This is a genomic window from Rhodococcus sp. Leaf225, from assembly GCF_001426145.1.
GTDB lineage: Bacteria > Actinomycetota > Actinomycetes > Mycobacteriales > Mycobacteriaceae > Rhodococcoides.
This window is the reverse complement of record NZ_LMRN01000007.1, coordinates 220224-236710: the sequence shown is the minus strand read 5'-3', so window position 1 is coordinate 236710 and position 16487 is coordinate 220224. Positions and strand designations below refer to the sequence as shown.

At 70.3% G+C, this 16487-nt stretch carries 14 protein-coding genes; 10 read left to right on the top strand and 4 right to left on the bottom strand.

The window, feature by feature from the left end; genetic code table 11:
- Positions 1-14 precede the first annotated feature (14 nt).
- The 5 genes from ASG69_RS01245 to ASG69_RS01225 all read left to right on the top strand — a co-directional run bounded on the left by ASG69_RS01245 (position 15) and on the right by ASG69_RS01225 (position 7022).
- Positions 15-2300 carry a helicase-associated domain-containing protein gene (locus ASG69_RS01245; RefSeq protein WP_056446826.1) on the top strand — a complete coding sequence of 762 codons (2286 nt, stop codon included), beginning with the start codon at positions 15-17 and terminating at the stop codon, positions 2298-2300.
- A 76-nt stretch (positions 2301-2376) separates the two neighbouring features.
- Positions 2377-4032 carry a DNA repair helicase XPB gene (locus ASG69_RS01240; RefSeq protein WP_027504240.1) on the top strand — a complete coding sequence of 552 codons (1656 nt, stop codon included), beginning with the start codon at positions 2377-2379 and terminating at the stop codon, positions 4030-4032.
- A 1-nt stretch (position 4033) separates the two neighbouring features.
- Entirely contained in the window at positions 4034-4717 is a 684-nt protein-coding gene (locus ASG69_RS01235) for a DUF3239 domain-containing protein (RefSeq protein ID WP_056446823.1), read from the top strand.
- 41 nt (positions 4718-4758) lie between these two features.
- Positions 4759-5976, top strand: coding sequence for a pyridoxal phosphate-dependent aminotransferase (locus ASG69_RS01230; RefSeq protein WP_056446820.1), 1218 nt, complete (start codon positions 4759-4761; stop codon positions 5974-5976).
- Positions 5973-7022: an AraC family transcriptional regulator gene (locus ASG69_RS01225; RefSeq protein WP_056446817.1), complete on the top strand. Its 1050-nt coding sequence runs from the start codon at positions 5973-5975 to the stop codon at positions 7020-7022. The genes ASG69_RS01230 and ASG69_RS01225 overlap by 4 nt, the downstream gene beginning before the upstream one ends.
- Here the strand turns inward: ASG69_RS01225 and ASG69_RS01220 are convergent.
- On the bottom strand, positions 7011-8600 hold the full coding sequence (locus tag ASG69_RS01220) for a GMC family oxidoreductase (RefSeq protein WP_027504243.1): 1590 nt from the start codon (positions 8598-8600) through the stop codon (positions 7011-7013). The genes ASG69_RS01225 and ASG69_RS01220 overlap by 12 nt on opposite strands.
- Before the next feature lies 1 nt (position 8601).
- On the bottom strand, positions 8602-10338 hold the full coding sequence (locus tag ASG69_RS01215) for an aldehyde dehydrogenase family protein (protein ID WP_056446813.1): 1737 nt from the start codon (positions 10336-10338) through the stop codon (positions 8602-8604).
- 126 nt (positions 10339-10464) lie between these two features.
- On the opposite strand from ASG69_RS01215, the gene ASG69_RS01210 reads away from it, so the two are divergent.
- Entirely contained in the window at positions 10465-11682 is a 1218-nt protein-coding gene (locus ASG69_RS01210; protein ID WP_056447502.1) for a PucR family transcriptional regulator, read from the top strand.
- Positions 11683-11732: 50 nt separating this feature from the next.
- Positions 11733-12362 (top strand): alpha-ketoglutarate-dependent dioxygenase AlkB, encoded by a 630-nt coding sequence (locus ASG69_RS01205; RefSeq protein ID WP_056446811.1) that lies wholly within the window; start codon positions 11733-11735, stop codon positions 12360-12362.
- Here the strand turns inward: ASG69_RS01205 and ASG69_RS01200 are convergent.
- Complete coding sequence (locus tag ASG69_RS01200; protein ID WP_037183986.1) at positions 12328-13404, bottom strand: 3-deoxy-7-phosphoheptulonate synthase; 1077 nt, start codon at positions 13402-13404, stop codon at positions 12328-12330. The genes ASG69_RS01205 and ASG69_RS01200 overlap by 35 nt on opposite strands.
- A gap of 244 nt (positions 13405-13648) precedes the next feature.
- On the opposite strand from ASG69_RS01200, the gene ASG69_RS01195 reads away from it, so the two are divergent.
- The 3 genes from ASG69_RS01195 to ASG69_RS01185 all read left to right on the top strand — a co-directional run bounded on the left by ASG69_RS01195 (position 13649) and on the right by ASG69_RS01185 (position 15471).
- Positions 13649-14443, top strand: coding sequence for a DUF1206 domain-containing protein (locus ASG69_RS01195; RefSeq protein WP_056446809.1), 795 nt, complete (start codon positions 13649-13651; stop codon positions 14441-14443).
- A 142-nt stretch (positions 14444-14585) separates the two neighbouring features.
- The gene (locus ASG69_RS01190; protein WP_056446805.1) at positions 14586-15017 is read left to right on the top strand and encodes a MarR family winged helix-turn-helix transcriptional regulator; all 432 of its coding nucleotides are present in this window, start codon (positions 14586-14588) and stop codon (positions 15015-15017) included.
- Between the two features lie 31 nt (positions 15018-15048).
- Positions 15049-15471, top strand: coding sequence for an organic hydroperoxide resistance protein (locus ASG69_RS01185; RefSeq protein ID WP_027504250.1), 423 nt, complete (start codon positions 15049-15051; stop codon positions 15469-15471).
- Positions 15472-15475: 4 nt separating this feature from the next.
- Here the strand turns inward: ASG69_RS01185 and ASG69_RS01180 are convergent, their stop codons facing one another.
- Positions 15476-16363 (bottom strand): oxidoreductase, encoded by an 888-nt coding sequence (locus ASG69_RS01180; RefSeq protein ID WP_056446802.1) that lies wholly within the window; start codon positions 16361-16363, stop codon positions 15476-15478.
- Positions 16364-16487 lie beyond the last annotated feature (124 nt).

Sequence of the window (16487 nt, the reverse complement as noted above, 5' to 3'; positions counted from 1 at the left end):
TACGCTTGACCTCGATGACCGACAACGAGGGCACGCCGGCGGACACACTCACCGAGTGGTTGTCCGCGCGCAGCGACGACGAACTGGCCGAACTGCTGCGGCTCCGCCCCGATCTGACCATCCCGCCGCCGCCCACACTCGAGGTTCTGGCGGGCCGGTCCGAGCAACGTGCCTCGGTACTGCGCGCGGCCGAGGACCTGGACACCACGTGCCTGACCGTCGTGGAGCTGCTCGCGCACGGGGGCGCCGACACCGCCCCGGTCGCCCGCGCCCGACTCGACGAGATCGTCGGCCGCCGAGCGACGAAGAAGGCGGTCGACGCGGCTCTGTCGGTGTTGCGTGCGCGTGCGCTGGTGCGCGGCACGACGTCGCTCACCCTGGTCGCGGCCGCACGCGACGCCGTGCCGTGGCGGGTCGGACGGTTCTTCGACGTCGACGCCTCGCTCACCGCCGAGGTGGTCGGTGCGAAGCTCGCGGAGATCGACGACCGCAGCCGTGAGCTGCTCACCACGCTGACCCGCTCGTCGTCGATCGGCCGGACGCGCGACGCTGCACCCGGTACGCCCGCGGATCGGCCCGTCCAGCGCCTGCTCGCCGCCGGGCTGCTCACCTGGCTCGACGACAACACGGTCGAACTGCCGCCGCAGGTCTCGCAGGTACTCCGCGGCGAGCCCGTCACCGATCCGGTGTCGCTGGCCCCACCGGCGGCGTCGACCACCGCTGTCGGGGTGGCGGACGTCGACGCGGCCGCCGCCGGGGAGGCCCTCGAGCTGCTGCGGCACTGCGAGGACATCGTCGACTCGCTCTCCCGCACACCCGCGCCCGCACTCAAGGCGGGGGGACTCGGCGTCCGGGAGATCCGACGCATCGCGAAGGCAGCCGATCTCGACGAGGCGCGGGTCGGCCTGCTGGTCGAGGTCCTGGCGGGCGCCGGACTCATCGCGGTGGGGCTGCCCGATCCGGGACCGCTCACCGACATCGACGACATGTGGACGCCCACCCCCGCGGTCGACGCGTGGGTCACCGCATCGCCGGCACAGCGCTGGGCCACCCTGGCCGGAGCCTGGCTGGATCTGCCCAGGGTGCCGTGGTTGATCGGCATGCGCGACGCCAACGACAAGCCGATCGCCGCACTGTCCGACGAGGCCCGCTCGGCCGCCGCGCCCCGAGACCGGCGGATCGTGCTGGGCGTGATCGCCGATCTCGCCTCGGGAAAGGCCCTCGCCACCGAGGACGTCGTCCGCATCGCCACCTGGCGCAGGCCTCGCCTCGCCGCTCGCCTGGGCGTCGGCCCGGTCTCCCGCTACCTGGCCGAGGCCGGCGCTCTCGGGGTCGTCGGCCGCGGAGCACTGTCCACCCCCGGACGCGCACTGATCGGTGATCCCTCCTCGGCCGCGGCGGCGATGCACCGCGTCCTGCCCGACCCCATCGACCACGTTCTGGTCCAGGCCGACCTGACCGTCGTCGCCCCCGGGCCGTTGACTCCCGAGCTCGCGCAGCGGATGGCGACGGTCGCGGACATCGAGTCGGCGGGCGCCGCGACGATGTACCGCATCGACGAGCGGACGCTGCGACGTGCTCTGGACGGCGGCACCACCGCCGCGGAGCTCCATGCACTCTTCGCCACCCACTCGCGGACGCCCGTCCCGCAGTCGCTGACCTACCTCATCGACGACGTCGCCCGCCGCCACGGACGCCTTCGTGCCGGGGTGGCGTCGTCCTTCGTCCGCTGCGAGGACCCCGCACTGCTCGCGGAGGTGCTCTCCTCCTCCGCCGCCGAGGCCCTCGCGTTGCGGGCACTGGCCCCGACCGTCGCGATCTCGCAGGCGCCGCTTGCCGACGTGCTGGCCGGGCTGCGCGCCGCCGGGTTCGCACCCGCGGGCGAGGACTCCTCCGGCACCATCGTCGACGTCCGCGATCGCGGTGCGCGCGTCGTCCCCCGTCGCGGTCGCTCGCCCTACCGCACGCCCGCCGTCCCCACGGACGAGCAACTGGGGCGCCTCGTCTCGGAGATGCGGGCCGGCACCCGAGCCGGAGAGGTGCGCCGGACCGAGCGTGAACGGGTGCGGTCCGACGGCACCCGTGCGTCCGGCGCCGCGACGATCGCGCTTCTCCAGCGCGCCGCGTTGTCCCGCTCACCGATCAGCATCGGTTACGTGGACGCTGCCGGTGTCTCGAGCAACCGTGTCGTCGAACCGGTGACCGTCGGCGGCGGCCAACTCGACGCGTGGGACCCCGACGCCGGTGTCATGCGTCACTTCACGTTGCACCGCATCACGTCGGTGGCCCTGCTCGCCTGAACCGCCGCGCCGGTGCAAGGCACAATGGACTGGTTGCGCCCCGGTTCGTCCATGCGGGGCGCGTGAAGGAGAGACCGTGACCGACGGACCGTTGATCGTCCAGTCCGACAAGACCCTGTTGCTCGAGGTCGACCACGAGCTCGCCGGGCAGGCCCGCGCGGCCATCGCTCCGTTCGCCGAGCTGGAACGCGCACCCGAGCACGTCCACACCTACCGCATCACCCCGCTCGCGCTGTGGAACGCGCGCGCCGCGGGCCACGATGCCGAGCAGGTGGTCGACGCCCTCGTGACGTTCTCCCGCTACGCGGTTCCGCAGCCCCTGCTCGTCGACATCGTCGACACCATGGCCCGCTACGGCCGGCTCCAGCTGGTCAAGTCGCCCGTGCACGGGCTGTCCCTGGTGAGCCTCGACCGCGCCGTGCTCACCGAGATCATGCGGCACAAGAAGATCGCGCCGATGCTCGGCGCGCAGGTCGACGACGACACCGTGCTCGTCCACCCCAGTGAGCGCGGGCGCCTCAAGCAGATGCTCCTCAAGGTCGGCTGGCCGGCCGAGGATCTGGCCGGATACGTCGACGGCGAGGCGCACCCCATCGATCTGGACTTCTCCGGTGGCCACTGGGAGCTACGCGACTACCAGCAGATGGCGACCGACTCGTTCTGGGCCGGCGGATCCGGTGTGGTCGTCCTCCCCTGTGGTGCCGGCAAGACGATGGTGGGCGCCGCGGCCATGGCCAAGGCCCGCGCGACCACACTGATCCTCGTCACCAACACCGTCGCCGGTCGGCAGTGGAAGCGCGAGCTCATCGCCCGAACCTCCCTGACCGAGGAGGAGATCGGCGAGTACTCCGGCGAGCGCAAGGAGATCCGCCCGGTCACCATCGCGACCTACCAGGTGATCACGCGCCGCACCAAGGGTGAGTACAAGCACCTCGAGCTCTTCGACTCCCGCGACTGGGGCCTGGTGATCTACGACGAGGTGCACCTCCTCCCCGCTCCCGTGTTCCGCATGACAGCCGACCTGCAGTCGCGACGCCGACTCGGACTCACCGCGACGCTGGTGCGCGAGGACGGCCGCGAGGGCGACGTGTTCTCGCTCATCGGCCCCAAGCGTTACGACGCACCGTGGAAGGACATCGAGGCACAGGGCTGGATCGCGCCGGCCGAGTGCATCGAGGTGCGCGTCACTCTGACCGACGCGGAACGCATGTCGTACGCCGTGGCGGAGCCGGAGGAGCGTTACAAGCTGTGCTCCACGGCGCACACGAAGATCGCCGTGGTGAAGTCGATCCTGGCGCGGCACGAGGACTCACCGACGCTCGTCATCGGCGCGTACCTCGACCAGCTCGACGAGCTGGGTGCGGCCCTGGATGCTCCCGTGATCCAGGGCTCGACCAAGAACAAGGAGCGCGAACTGCTCTTCGACGCGTTCCGCCGCGGCGAGATCAAGACCCTCGTGGTGAGCAAGGTCGCCAACTTCTCCATCGACCTCCCCGAAGCCTCGGTGGCCGTGCAGGTCTCGGGCACCTTCGGATCCCGGCAGGAGGAGGCCCAGCGACTGGGCCGACTGCTGCGCCCCAAGCACGACGGTGGGCAGGCGCACTTCTACTCGGTCGTCTCGCGCGACACCCTCGACGCGGAGTACGCGGCTCACCGCCAGCGCTTCCTCGCCGAGCAGGGCTACGCGTATCGCATCACCGACGCCGACGACCTCCTGGGACCGGCGATCTGACGTGCGCACCTTCGACTTCCCCGTCGACCGCGCGCACGCCCGGTCGGTGAACGAGACCCTCGGCGACGTGCGGCGGTTGCGCATCTCGTCCGTCGTCTTCGCCGTGCTCCTCGCGGGCGGCGCGGCCTGGCTGTTCGTCCTCGACCACGCGTGGTCCTACATTCTGTGTGCGGTGCTGGCCGTGGCCGCCCTGATGTCGCTGTGGGTGTCCGTGTGGGCGCCCCGCAAGGTCGGGTCCATCGACGAGCTGTACGCCTCGAGCGCGTTGGTGCCGGCCATGGTGTCGGAGACGCGACCGCGTGGAGCCACGATCCTCGCGCTGATCGACATCGCCAAGCCGGAGACCACCGTCCCGCACTACGCACTCGTCGTCCGGAACGTGCGGGCGCTGCCGGGACACACGATGACCGAGGGCGAGCGCGTCCCCTCCGTGGCCGTGCTGTCCGACCGGAGCGCCAAATCCATCTCGGAGACGTGGCAGATGGTCAGCCCCATGCCCATCGCCTGGGGTACGCGGGACAGGACCGTGCTGCGGACGGCCATCGAGGCCATCGATCCGGTCGAGTGGAAGCTGCTGCGCAAGAACCTGTCCGTGTCGGAGACCGTGCGGCAGGCCGAGAACGATCAGCTCCTCATCGACCCCCACGACCTGCCCGAGGAACTGCTGCAGAAGCGCGCGGACTGACGCGTCGAGGGACTCGTGACTCGAACGCTAGGCTCCCCCTCATGGCTGTGACGTCGAACGACCGCGCATCGAGTCCGGCCGGCCTCCGGCCTTCCCGCACCGTCGCCCGGCTGCGCCCCTTCGCGTCCACCATCTTCGCGGAGATGACCGCGCTGGCGGCCACGCACGACGCCGTCAATCTCGGACAGGGTTTCCCGGACACCGACGGCCCCGCGCGCATGCTGGAGGTGGCGCGCGAGGCCATCGCGTCCGGCCTCAACCAGTACCCGCCCGGGCCGGGCATGGCGGTGTTGCGCGACGCCGTCGCTCGGGACCGGGCCGGCCGCTACGGCACCGAGTACGACCCGGACTCGGAGATCCTGGTCACCGTCGGGGCCACCGAGGCGATCAGCGCTGCGATGCTCGGCCTCGTCGAGAGCGGTGACGAGGTGCTGCTCGTCGAGCCGTACTACGACTCCTACGCGGCCGCCGTCGCGCTCGCGGGTGCGCAGCGGCGCACCGTTCCCCTCGTCGTCGACGGCGATCGGTTCGCCCTCGACGTCGATGCCCTGCGCTCCGCCGTCGGCCCGCGTACCCGCATGATCGTCGTCAACTCCCCGCACAATCCCACCGGAACCGTGTTCACCGCATCGGAGCCGGCCGCGATCGCCGAGGTCGCGTGCGAGCACGACCTCCTGGTCCTCACCGACGAGGTCTACGAGCGACTGGTGTTCGACGACGCCGTCCACACCCCCATCGCCACACTCCCCGGCATGGCCGAGCGCACCATCACGGTGTCGAGCGCGGCGAAGACGTTCAACGCCACCGGGTGGAAGACGGGGTGGGCCTGCGGACCCGCCGACCTCATCGCCGCGGTGAAGGCGGCCAAGCAGTTCATGACCTTCGTCGGCGGCGCCCCCTTCCAGCCGGCGGTGGCCCACGCCCTCGACCACGAGAGCGCCTGGGTGGACGCCCTGCGATCGGGACTGCAGGCCAAGCGGGACACGCTGTCCGCCGCGCTGTCGCATGCCGGGCTGGACGTCAAGCGCAGTGAGGGCACGTACTTCGTCTGCGCCGACATCGCTCCACTGGGCGAGTCCGACGCCGACAGTTTCTGCCGTGCGTTGCCCGAACGCATCGGCGTCGTCGGCGTACCGGTGGACGCGTTCGTCGATCACCGCGAGGGCTGGGACACCCTGGTGCGCTTCGCCTTCTGCAAACAGGATCACGTGCTCGCCGACGCGGCGTCGCGCTTGGCCCGATTGTCCGCCACCCCATGACGATCGACACTGCGGCGCCGCCGACCATCTCGGTGGAGTTCGTCCGCACGGCGGTGACCCTCGCGCGGGAGACGGGTGTGGACCTGTCCGCCTGCCTGCGCGAGGCCGACATCGACCCGCACGTCCTCACTCGACCCGGCGCCCGCCTCACCACCGACCAGGTCACGCGCCTCACTCGCGCGCTGTGGCAGATGACGGGCGACGAGCTGATGGGTCTCGGATCGGCTCCGGTGCGCCGCGGCACCTTTCGGGCACTCAGTCTGACGATGATCCACCGCCCCGATCTGGGGAGCGCGCTCGAGCGGATGGTGGACGTCGGTCGCGCCTTTCCCGGCGTCCCGCGCGGTGTGCTGATGCGCGGCGGGGGACGCGCCCGGCTCGAACTCGTCGACTCCCCGACGATGATCGCCGATCAGCTCTCCCCGGAGGCGGCCGAGGCGGCGCAGCGCATCCGCATCGAATTCCTGCTCATCCTCTGGCACCGCTTCTCGGCATGGCTCATCGGGCGGCGCGTGAAACTGCTGTCCGTCCAGGTGCCCTTCCCCGAACCGCAGCATCCGTCGCCGCGGGTGTACGACGACATCTTCGGGGTGCACGTGACGTTCGGATCCGACGTCGCGGCACTGGAATTCGACGACGCGATCATGGCGTCACCGCTCGTGCAGACGGAGGAGAGCCTCGAGGAGTACCTCCGCGAGTCGCCCAATCGCCTGTTCTCGGAGCGGGACTACGGCTCCAGCGCGGCGAGTGTGGTGCGGCGCGCCCTCGCACTGGGCGCGATGGGCCGCGCCTCGACCACCACCGACATCGCGACGATGTTGTCCATCAGCGTGCCGCACCTGCGCCGGTTGCTGCGCCAGGAGGGCACGTCACTGGGTCAGCTGCGCGACGAGGTGCTGCGCGACGCGGCGGTCGCCGGGCTCGAACGAGGCGAGACGGCCGAGGAGATCTCCTCGCGTCTCGGCTTCTCCGAACCCAGCGCCTTCCGCCGCGCCTTCAAACGGTGGACCGGGATGACACCGGGGTCGTACCGCTCACACGCGTGAGGCGAGCACGAACTCCGACAGCTTCTCCCCGATGAGCACCGACGGGGCGTGAGTGTGGCCGCGGATGATCGTCGGCATCACGGACGCGTCGGCCACGCGCAGCCCCTCCACCCCGCGCACCCGCAGCTCCGGATCCACCACCGATGCCGCGTCCGAGCCCATCCGGGCGGTGCCCACCGGGTGGTAGAGGGTGTGAGACATGGTCTCCAGCGACTCGCTCAGCGCTTCGTCGAGTGCCTCGCTGTTGCGCAGTACCGGGCGCACCATCTCCCCCAGTCGCGATTTCAGCGGCTCCGTCTGCGCGATGTCGGCGCAGTAGCGCAGCCCGCTGAGCATCGCCGCGCGGTCCACGCCGCCCGGGTCGGACAGGTAGCGCGGATCCACGATAGCCTTGTCCAACGGTGCGGACGACCGCAACGAGATGCGTCCACGGCTCTCCGGCTTGAGCAGGATCGAGGCCAGGATGGCCGCATGAGAGTCCGCCGGGATGAGACCCTCGTCGAAGAAGGGCGCCGGCGCGAAGAGCAGTTCGATGTCCGGGAGGTCGAGCGAGTCGCGGCTGCGGACGAAGCCGTACGCCTCAGCGACGTTGGAGGTCAGCATGCCGCGTCGACGCGCGAGGTAGTTGATCAGCTCCGGGATCTTCTCCGCGGTGAACAGCGTGTCGGACTGCACCCCGTATCCGAGGGCGGACACCAGGTGGTCCATGAGGTTCTCGCCCACCTCGGGGGCGGCGTGCACCACGTCGATGCCGTGCTCGGCGAGATGCTCCGGCGCACCGATCCCCGACAGCATCAACAACTGCGGGGTGTTGATGGCACCGCCGGACAGGATGACCTCCTTCGAGGCCCGAACCGTGTGCAGCGCACCGTCTTTCGAGTACTCGACACCCACTGCGCGGGTTCCCTCGAAGAGCACGCGCGTGGCCTGCGCCTCCGTCACCACGGTGAGGTTGGGCCGTGACATGGCCGGCCGCAGGTACGCGTCGGCGCAGCTCCACCGGGCGCCGCGCTTCTGGTTGACCATCGTCTCGGTCATGCCCTTGGGCGTGGGGAGATTGGCGCGCTCCGTCGACAAGCCCAGTGCCGCGGCCGAATCGAGGTACGCGCCGGTGATCGACCGGGGACTGCGCTGCTTCGACACGTGCAGCGGTCCGCCGCTGCCCTCGTCGGACTCGGTGGCACCCTCGATGTTCTCGATACGGCGGAAGGTGTCCACCACGCTGTCGAACGACCACCCGGGTCCCGCTGCCTCCGCCCAGTCGTCGTAGTCGGCTGCGAACCCGCGCACCCACATCATGGCGTTCATCGACGAGGAGCCGCCGAGCATGCGCCCACGGGGCCAGAAGATCCGTCGGCCGGCGAGTTCGGCCTGCGGCTCGGTGTCGTAGTCCCAGTCCAGTTCCGAACGGAAGAGCTTCGAGAACCCGGCGGGAATGTGGACGAACTTGTCCTTGTCCTCCGGGCCCGCCTCGAGGACGACGACGTCGGTGTTCGACGCGGCACTGAGCCGATTCGCGACGACGCATCCTGCGGATCCTGCGCCGACGACGACGTAGTCGGTGGAAGTCTCGGTCATGTCAACCTCTCAGAGCGGACGCGAAGATGGCGGGCAGAGCTTTCCAGGACGGAGCCGCGGCGAACGCGGTGAACCGCTTCGCGGTGGTGGCCGCGGTGCGGTTGGTGACGAACCACGGCGGCTTCGGCGACAGGGTGAACTCGCCCTTCAGGATCGAGCGCGGCGCGGGTCGGAAGGGCCCGCGGACGATGGTGCGCTCGGGTCGGTCGATCAGCAGTGCGTTGTGCACGACGCCGATTCCGCTCTGGACGTCGTCGAGCGTGTGGCCCGGGAACGCACCCCAGGTCGCCGCCGCCGTGAGGAAGCCGACGCCGGTCCACGCGTTGAGCGCGATGGTGCCGTAGCGCAGGTCCTCGAGCATCTCGTCGACGGCGGTGCCGAGCGACGACAGCGTGTCGGGATGCGCGATCACGTTGACGCCGAGCGTGCCGACGAACTCCTCGTTCGACATGCGGACGGCCTCGTCCACGAAACGTTGCCCGGTGTAGGGGATCTCGATGACACCGAGCACCGGTGCGAAGTACTCGGTGGTGAGCAGAGCGCGGTAGCTGTCCGGATCGAGGTCGCTCACGAGGGTGCGGCCGCCGGACGGGCCGAGCGACTCCGCGCCCGGGTAGTCCGCTCGGGCACCGGCGACGCGGGTGGCGCTGCCGGGGTAGTACGGCTCGCGGTCCGGCGCCTCGTGGAGTGCCGTGCGCAGTGCCGCCAGGAACGCGTCGCGCTGCGGCCACTCGGAGGAGATCACCACGACCTGCGCGGCGACGCAGTTGTAGCCGCCGTTGTGCAGCCGCTGGGTCACCACGTGCTCGGCCTGGAACCGGATGTCCGCGTCGGACCACTCGCCCGGGATCACGATGACCGGCGAGACGCCGCCGAGTTCGCTCGAGATGGGCACGTCGAGCAACGGGGTGTTCGCCTTCCTCCGCTCGGCCCCCTCCTCGCCGGTGCCGAAGACGATGGCGTCGTGCGTGATCGAGCTGCCCGTCATGTGCACGTGCGCCACGGCGTCGTGGTGCACGAGGTACGAGCCGACGTCCGGGCCACCGGTGAGGATGCGCACCGCGCCCAGCTCGACCAAGGGAGCGAAGACGGCGCGGAGCACCGGCTCCATCGGATCCGTCACCGGGTTGAGCTTCAGCGCGACGACGCGGTTGTGCGCGACCAGTTCGTAGAGCGTGTCGAGCGGGGCGATGGACGTGATGTTGCCGGCGCCGAGCACCGCACCGATGCCCCCGGTCTCGGTCGGGTTCCGTTGCGCGAGTCCGGCGTCACGGCGCGCGGTGTCCGCGTCGACACCCGGTTCGAGCCACACCTCGGCGGAGAACCCGTTGAGCAGCAGCGTGTCGAAGATGTTCGACGGCAGCACCTGCACGGTGGTGCGCCCGCCCGGACCCGAGCCGATCCGGGCGTCCGCGAGCGGGCTCTTCCCGACGGCGAGCTGCCGCAGACTCTGCGCGAGCACGTGGCACGCGGTGACGACGGAGTACGGCCCGGAGAGCCATTCCTCGCCGAGGAGTGCGGAGGCCGCGGGCAGCTTCTTGAATCGAGCGGCCGCGTCGACCCACTCCTGCGCCTTCGACGCCGTGATGGCCGCGACCCGGTCGAGAAGGTCCGCGCGGTCGCCGAGCGAGGCACGTGCCCATGCGGCCTCGCCCTGTGCGAGGTCGCGGAGAGCCGCGTCGACGTCGGGAAAGGCGGATGCGCCGGTGGTACTCGGGGTGAGTTCGCCTGTGGTCATACCGTTGATTGTGACCTGTACTACATCGGGTGGCCATAGGCGGACGTCGGCAGCTCACGCGCCCGGTTTGTGCCGAGGCACAGCCGCCCTGTGGTGCCTGTCACCGGACAGCCGTACGGTGGAGTGATGTCGACGCCCGTGGCCGTCCGCCGCTCCGCACCGGAACCGCTCACCTCGCAGGGTCTCGCCGCGCTGCTGGGAGAGCACGTCGGCGAGCTCAGCGAGCGACTCGTCCTCGACATCCTGATCGCCGAACAGTCGTACCTCGAGGCCACGTCGCTCACGCGGGACGAGCTCGCCACGGTGTGCACCGGCAATCTTCGGTCCATGCTCGACGCTCTGACCACGGGCGCGAGCGGCGACCTGGAACCCGCACGCGCGGCCGGCCGGATCAAGGCCGAGAACGCGGTGCCGTTGGCAGCGTTGCTGCACGCGTTCCGCCTCGGTGGTCGTCTGATCTGGGCCGAGCTCACCGCGGCGGCCGCGGGCCGGGCTCCGGAGGTGCTGCTCGCGATGGCCACCGAGGTGTGGGCACTGGTGGACACCTATTCCGACGCGGCCGCGGAGGCGTATCGCGACGCCGCGGACCGGCTCGCCCTCGACGACGCCGATGCGCGCCGCATGGTGCTCCGCGCTCTGTTCGACGAGACCGCCTCGGACCCCGCTGCCGTGCAGGACGCCCTGCGAGCCTTCCGCATCCCGGACGCGGGCCACTTCGCCGTCGTGTCCGCCGAGACCACCGTCGACCGGGGTGCCACTCCGGGCAGCGCGCGCGAGAGCATCCTGCCGCTCGGTGTCGAGTCGGTGTGGGACACCGATGCGGACGGTCACCTGGGACTGCTGGTCGCCTCGGCGCCGGCGGTGCTCGACGACGCGGTGGACACCCTGGGCCGGCTCTACGGCACCCGACTGGGTGTCGGCACGTACTACGAGCGGTCGCTGTCCACCCCGACGGCGGTGGCGCAGGCCCGGACGGCTCGTCGCTGCGCACCGCCGGGGAGCGCGCGCATCAGTCGCTACGACGCGTGTCCGGTTCCGTTGCTGCTGGTCTCGACTCCCGACGCCGCCGCGCGGGCCGCCCGACAGATCCTGGGTCCGCTCGCCGTGGCCGAGGGCTCGCACCGCCTCGCGGACCGGGACAGCCTGCTCGAGACGCTCGACGCGTGGTTCGCGGCCGCCGGTTCCACCACCGCGGCGGCCGACCGCTTGCACTACCACCGCAACACCGTGCTCTACCGGCTCCGCCGTATCCACGACCTCACGGGCCGTGATCACACGAACCCGGTGGACGCCGCCGAACTGTACGTCGGTCTGCGCGCAGCGGAGCTGGCCCGCGTTCGGTGACGACGGCCGTGTAGGAACATACGTTCGAACGACCGCGCTACGATGGCCCCGTGACCTACGCACTCCAGGCGTCCCTGTTCGACGACGGCGCGGACGGACCGTCGCTCGGCTCCCTCACGTCCGTCCGCCGGACGGTGTTGACCGACGGCGCGTGGATCGACGTGCTGCCGAACTGGGTGAGCGGCTCGGACTCCGTCTTCGACCGGCTTGTGGACGAGGTTCCGTGGCGGTCGGAACGCCGACCGATGTACGACCGCGTCGTCGACGTCCCGCGCCTGGTCTCCTTCTTCCCCGACCCCCAGCGGCTGCCCGCCCCCGTCCTGGTCGATGCCGGTCGACAGCTGAGCGAGCACTACCGGGCCGAACTGGGCGAGGACTTCGCCACGGCCGGACTCTGCTTCTACCGCGACGGCAAGGACAGCGTCGCCTGGCACGGCGACGACCTCGGACGCGGAGCGCGCGAGGACACCATGGTCGCCATCGTGTCCCTCGGCGCCGCACGGCCGCTGTTGCTGCGACCGCGCGGCGGCGGTCCCTCGGTGAGACACACTCTGGGACACGGTGATCTGATCGTCATGGGCGGGTCCTGTCAGCGGACCTGGGAGCACTGCGTGCCCAAGAGCACGCGCGCCACGGGGCCCCGGATCAGCGTCCAGTTCCGACCGCACGGCGTGCGCTGACGGCGTCGGCCAGCGCACGCACGGCGCGTTCGGTGTCGGCCCACCCGAGGCAGGCATCGGTGATCGACTGGCCGTAGGTGAGCGGCTCCCCCAACGTGCCGAGGTCCTGACGGCCCTCGACGAGGAAGCTCTCCACCATCACCCCCACGACGCCGCGGTCGCCGCCGGCGATCCGGTCGGCGAGGTCGCCCAGCACGTCGAGCTGGCGTCGGTGGTTCTTGGCACTGTTGCCGTGGCTGACGTCCACCACCACCCGCGGGTCCGCGCCCGAGCGCCGGAGCCGCTCCCCAGCGTCGGTCACCGAAGCCGCGTCGTAGTTCGGGCCGGAGGACCCACCCCTGAGGATGACGTGGGCGTCCTCGTTGCCCGTCGTGCGCACGGCGGCCAGTCGGCCGTCGTCGTCGACCCCGGCGTACACGTGCGGCGACCTCGCCGAGCGCACCCCGTCGACGGCCACCTGCACGTCGCCGTCCGTTCCGTTCTTGATGCCCACCGGCATCGGCAGACCGCTGACCATCTGGCGGTGAACCTGCGACGACGCGGTGCGGGCACCGATCGCCCCGTACGTCACCAGGTCCGAGAGATGGCCGGACAGAGCAGGATCGAGGAACTCCGTCGCCGTGGGCAGGCCGCCGTCGACGATGGCGGCCAGAATGCGCCGCGCCGCCCGGAGCCCGGCGTCGAGATCGTCCGAGCCGTCGAGGCCGGGGTCGCTGAGCAGACCCTTCCAGCCCACCGACGTCCGCGGCTTCTCGAAGTAGACCCGCATGATCACCTGGAGTCGATCCCCCACCTCGTCGGCCAGGACGGCCAGCCGGCGGGCGTAGTCCAGTGCCGCGATCGGGTCGTGCACGGAGCACGGGCCCACCACGACGGCCACGCGGTCGTCGGCTCCGGTCAGGATGGCGCGCAGGGCGTCACGGCTGTCGGCGACGCGGAGAGCCGCGTCGGCGGATGCGGGTTCCGCGTCCCGCAGCGCACGCGGCGAGACGAGCGGACCTGTCCGCGACAGGTCGGGAAGAGTGTCGAGTGCGAGAGTCACGATGAGTCCTCGGGGCGGTCGGGTGAGACGTCACGACCGGGACACGCATTCCACGCGAGCCGGTCCTGCCGGCTCGTCGGGTGGAGTGGGTCAGCGCATGGTTCCGCTGACCGGACCACCGAGGGCCGGCCTGCTGAACCAAAAATATGCTCGCTGCACACAGGCACTGTAGCGCACGGCCGTACCGACGCACCCGGGCGGCGGAAGCGGACATTCTTCTCCCTCGACGTGGGACCATGGACCGATGGCGATCGACACCTCTCGCGGGGACCGCATCCAGAACAGCACGGCGTTCGAGAGAGCCGCCCGCGCAGGGCATCTCGTGAGCGGAGTGCTGCACCTCCTGATCGGATACATCGCGGTGCGGCTCGCCTTCGGACAGGGCGGCAACGCCGACCAGTCCGGCGCGCTGGGCGAGCTGGCCTCCAAGCCCGGCGGTGCCGTCATGCTGTGGATCGCCGTCGTCGCCTTCCTGGCCCTCGCCGCGTGGCGCATTCTCGAGGCGGTGGTGGGTAAGAAGACCGAGGCCGATTCCGGCAGTGCGACCGATCGACTCAAGGCCGGTGCACTCGCCGTCGTGTACCTCGCATTCGCCTGGTCCGCGCTGAACTTCGCTCGCGGTGCCGGGCAGTCGACGGGTCAGCAGAACGCCGGGCTCACCGCCCGCCTCATGGAGTCGACGATCGGCAAGGTCGTTCTCGTCGTGGCCGCGGCCGTCATCATCGGCGTCGGCGCTTATCACGTGTACAAAGGCATCTCCACGAAGTTCGAGAAGGACCTCGAGGGTCACGTCGGGCGTCCGGTCCGGGTCATCGGCGTGGTCGGATACACCGCCAAGGGCCTCGCCCTCGTCGGTGTCGGTGTCCTGGTGGCCGCCGCCGTGCTGACCGCGGATCCCGGCAAGGCGACGGGTCTCGACGGAGCCGTCAAGACCCTGGGGGCGCAGCCGTTCGGACAGATCCTGCTCGTCCTCGCCGGAGTCGGCATCGCCCTCTACGGCGTCTACGCCGTCGTGATGGCCCGGCACGCCCGGATGTGAGGCGTCGATGTCGTGACACCGACAAACCCATCGGTGCCCATGACGCCGCTCCGACCCGCGCCCGCCGCCTCGATCGCTGCGACGGACTTTTGTCCTGCGCAAAAGGTTGTGCACAATTCAATTGTGCGCTACGTTCGGTCTTGTGAACGACGCGCCGACACTGGACAAGCAACTCTGCTTCGCCCTGTACTCGGCGTCGCGGGCCACCACCGCGGTCTACCGGCCCCTGCTGGACGACCTGGGCATCACCTACCCGCAGTACCTGGTGATGCTCGTGCTGTGGGAGCGGGACGGACTCAGCGTCTCGGAACTGGGCGATCGACTCGGCCTGGATTCCGGAACACTGTCCCCCCTGCTCAAGCGCATCGAGACACTGTCGCTCGTCACCCGCGAACGCTCAGCGGAGGACGAACGACGCGTCGAGATCCGGCTGACGGACACGGGCCGCGCCCTGCGTTCCGCGGCCGCGCACGTTCCCGAGTGCATCTTCACCGCGACCGGCCTCACCGAAGACGAGGCGACCACGCTGATCGCGCTCGTCCGCAAGACCACCGCGTCGCTTCGTTCCGCCTGACCCGTCCATCCCCACCACGAGAGGTTCACCCATGAAGACGCTGTACACCGCAGAGGCACTGGCCACCGGCGACGGACGCAACGGCCACGGCCGCACCACCGACGGCAAGGTCGACGTCGACCTCGCCGCCCCCACCGAGATGGGCGGCAGCGGCAACGGAACCAACCCGGAGCAGCTCTTCGCCGTCGGCTACGCCGCGTGCTACCACTCCGCTCTGCGCCTCGTCGCCGGCCAGCAGAAGGCCGACGTCACCGACTCCTCCGTCGGCGCGAAGGTCAGCATCGGCCCGAACGACGCCGGCGGCTTCGAGCTCGCCGTGGTCCTCGAGGTGACCCTCCCCAACCTCGATCACGACACGGCGCAGGCCCTCGCGGACAAGGCCCACGAGGTCTGCCCCTACAGCAACGCGACCCGCGGCAACATCGACGTGCAGATCACCGTCAGCGACGACTGACCGTTCAGATCGGGTAGGTGACGCCCGTGAGCTCGACCGACCTGGTCCAGAGCTCACGGGCTTTCGCCTCGTCACGCGAGGCCTTGTTCGATCCGACCTTCTTCGGGTGCCCGCTCAGCTCCTGGAACCCGTCCGGTCCGAAGTAGCCGCCGGACTGCAGCCCCGGTGCCGTCGCGGCGTAGAGCTCCGGCAGGCTTCCCATGTAGGCCGACTGGGCGAAGACCCGGCCGAGTGACATGAACGCGTCCTGCACACTCTCCGTCCGACCCATCAACTCGGTACTCGAGTAACCGGGATGCGCCGCCAGCGAGAGCACGGGTGACCCCGCCGCACGCAGTCGGCGATCCAGCTCGTACGCGAACAGCAGGTTCGACAGCTTCGACTGCCCGTAGGCACCCCACCGGCTGTAGCGACGCTTCTCGTAGTTGAGGTCCGACAGCTTCAGTCCCGGTACCTGGTGCATGAAACTCGACATGGTGACCACGCGGTCGGTGATCCTGTCCAGCAGGAGGCCGGTCAGCGCGAAATGCCCGAGATGGTTCGTGCCGAACTGCATCTCGAAACCGTCGGCCGTCCGCTTCAGCGGCAGTGCCATGACGCCGGCGTTGTTGATCAGTACGTCCACGGTGGGCGTGTCGTCGGCGAACTCCCGCACCGAGCTCAGATCCGCGAGGTCGAGTCGACGCACCTCGGCGCGCTCACCGATCTCGTCCGCGATCGGCTTCGCCTTCTCCACGGTCCGGCAGGCCAGCACCACCGTCGCGCCCGCGCGACCGAGTGCCTTCGCGGCCTCGGCGCCGAGCCCGCTGTTGGCTCCCGTGACCACGAAGGTCCGGCCGGACTGATCCGGTACGTCGGTCTCGACCCACTTGTGTGCAGACTTCTGTGCCATGCGCTTCCCCCCTGAGACTTCTCTCGGCCGCTCGCCGCGGCCGACCGCGTTCGAGGGTACCGGCGCACTACGCTCGATCCGGTGCCCGCACCGCTGCCGATCCGAGACGGTCTCAATCCGACGC